3 protein-coding genes are annotated in these 2,009 nt (G+C 73.4%); 2 read left to right on the top strand and 1 reads right to left on the bottom strand.

Going from position 1 to position 2,009, the window contains the following annotated elements:
- Window positions 1–45 precede the first annotated feature (45 nt).
- Complete coding sequence (locus tag ACWDCZ_RS40805) at window positions 46–888, bottom strand: PIG-L family deacetylase (RefSeq protein ID WP_117486009.1); 843 nt, start codon at window positions 886–888, stop codon at window positions 46–48.
- Between the two features lie 341 nt (window positions 889–1,229).
- On the opposite strand from ACWDCZ_RS40805, the gene ACWDCZ_RS40800 reads away from it, so the two are divergent.
- Both ACWDCZ_RS40800 and ACWDCZ_RS40795 read left to right on the top strand, forming a co-directional pair.
- Window positions 1,230–1,658 (top strand): hypothetical protein, encoded by a 429-nt coding sequence (locus ACWDCZ_RS40800; protein ID WP_449818652.1) that lies wholly within the window; start codon window positions 1,230–1,232, stop codon window positions 1,656–1,658.
- Window positions 1,655–2,009: AAA family ATPase (locus ACWDCZ_RS40795; protein WP_449818651.1), on the top strand; the 355-nt coding region annotated here is incomplete at its 3' end. The genes ACWDCZ_RS40800 and ACWDCZ_RS40795, both read left to right, overlap by 4 nt.

The following is a 2,009-nucleotide window of genomic DNA, read 5'->3' as shown; positions in this document are numbered from 1 at the left end:
GGGGGGCGGTCCCCCCCCCGCCGCCGGCACACTACTGCCCCGGGCTCAGCGCAGGCCGGCGAAGAGGTCGTTCTCCGGGAGGGCCGCGCCGGTGGTGTCCCTGACCCGGACGAAGGTCTCCACGCCCATCAGCTCGGTGAACCGCTCCTTGCCCATCCGCAGGAAGAAGATGTTGTCCCCCTGGCTGGCGTGCGCGGCCAGGGCGTCGAACTTCCGGCCGCCGAAGGCGGTGGTGTCCACCCAGGTGCTGATCTCCTCGTCCGGCAGGCCGATCTCGGGCAGCTCGGCAGCCTCCACCGGCTCCACCGGCTCCGACCGCTCCCCGTCGGGGCCGGACTCCCGCATGACCTCCCCGAACCGCCGCACCGCCGAGTGCGGCACCGTCGTCCAGTAGACCTTCGGCGACAGGTCGACCAGTTCCAGCGCCGCCACCGTGATGCGGTGGGCCTGGATGTGGTCGGGGTGGCCGTAGAACCCGTTCTCGTCGTAGGTGACGACCACGTCGGGCCGGTAGTGCCGCATCAGTTCGGCGAGCCGGGCGGCGCCGTCCGCCACCGGCGTGTTCCAGAACGAGCCGGGCGCGTCGTTGCTCTCCCAGCCCATCATCCCGGAGTCGGCGTACTCCAGCAGCTCCAGGTGCCCGACCTCCAACACCTCGCAGCTGGCCTCCAGTTCCTTCCTGCGCATCGCGGCGACGGCCGCCGGGTCGTGCCCGTCCTCGCCGGGCTTGACCCCTCCCGGGCCGTCGCCGCACCTGCCGTCCGTACACGTCACGAGCACCGTACGGATGCCCTCCGCCGCGTACCGGGCCAGCACACCCCCGGTCCCGCTCGCCTCGTCGTCGGGGTGGGCGTGCACTGCCATCAGCGTCAAAGGCCGGTCAGCCATGAAAATCCATCCTCCGGTGTGAAAAATACTCGCCCCAGTCTGCGTCACGGAGACCGGCGGCCGCTCCCGATATCCCGCCCGGGGCGCCGGCCCGGCCCGGCCGCCGGGGTGACGGGCAGGCCCCGGCACCCGACCAGGGCGGCGGACCCGTCCGTCCCAACTGCGCGGTGTGGTGGCGATGTTCCCGGGCGGAACTCCGCCGTCCGGCACTGCCGGCCGACCGACACCGGATCGAGACCGACCGTTTCGCGCGTACCGGGCCCACCGCCGCCGCCGGTTCCCTACGCTGTGGCCGATTCACTCCGTCCGGCCGCCACGGCACGGGACTTCGAGGGGGAGCCATGGAACTCGACGCCTTCATGGAGCTGGCCGGCCCGCCGATCGGCGCCGCGCTCGCCGCGTACGGCGACTCGGTGCTGACCCGGGCCGAGGACGCGGCCGCGAGCGCCACCGTGGGCCTCGGCACCCGCATCCTCCAGCGGGTGTGGCGCCGGCGCGACGAGCGGCAGCGCGAGGCGCTGGAGTCGGACGTCGCCGAGGCGGTGCAGGACGACGCGAACCCGGACGCCCAGGCGGCGCTGCGGCAGGCCGTTCGGCGCACGCTGCGCCAGGATCCCGAACTGCTGGCGGAGCTGGCCGCCGCGCTGCCGCGGCCGGAGCCGTCCTCGGTCACCGTCGTGGTGTCGGGCCAGGGCTCCATCGTCAACACCGGTACCAACGAGGGGACGATGAGCACCAGGACGGCCGTCCACGGGGACGGCGCCCGGTGACGTCGTCCGTCCACCACTTCCACGGCGCCGGGCAGATCTCCAACGTCAACAGCAGCAACGACGGTGTGATGGTCACCCAGACCACCACCGTCGTGCTGCCCGCCGAGGCGCTGCGCTCGGCGGCCGACACCCCGGCCGACGGGCTGGTCCACCTGCTCCAGCCGAACGCCCGCTTCACCGGCCGGCAACGGGAACTGGCCGCGCTGCGCGAGGCGTTGACCGCCGAACGGCCCGGGCCCGGTGCGGCGGCGGTGGTCGTGCACGGCTTGGGCGGGGTCGGCAAGAGCACCCTGGCGCTCCAGTACGCCCAGAGCTTCCGCACGGCGTACGACCTGGTCTGGTGGATCGACG

The sequence above is a fragment of the Kitasatospora sp. NPDC001225 genome, assembly GCF_053597855.1.
Note: the sequence above shows the minus strand (reverse complement) of the source record. Positions and strands in the feature narration are given on the sequence as shown.

Excerpts from the sequence above, each read along its gene's own strand:
- ACWDCZ_RS40805 (WP_117486009.1), bottom strand. The coding sequence starts at position 888 with ATGGCTGACCGGCCTTTGACGCTGATGGCAGTGCACGCCCACCCCGAC.
- ACWDCZ_RS40800 (WP_449818652.1), top strand. The coding sequence starts at position 1,230 with ATGGAACTCGACGCCTTCATGGAGCTGGCCGGCCCGCCGATCGGCGCC.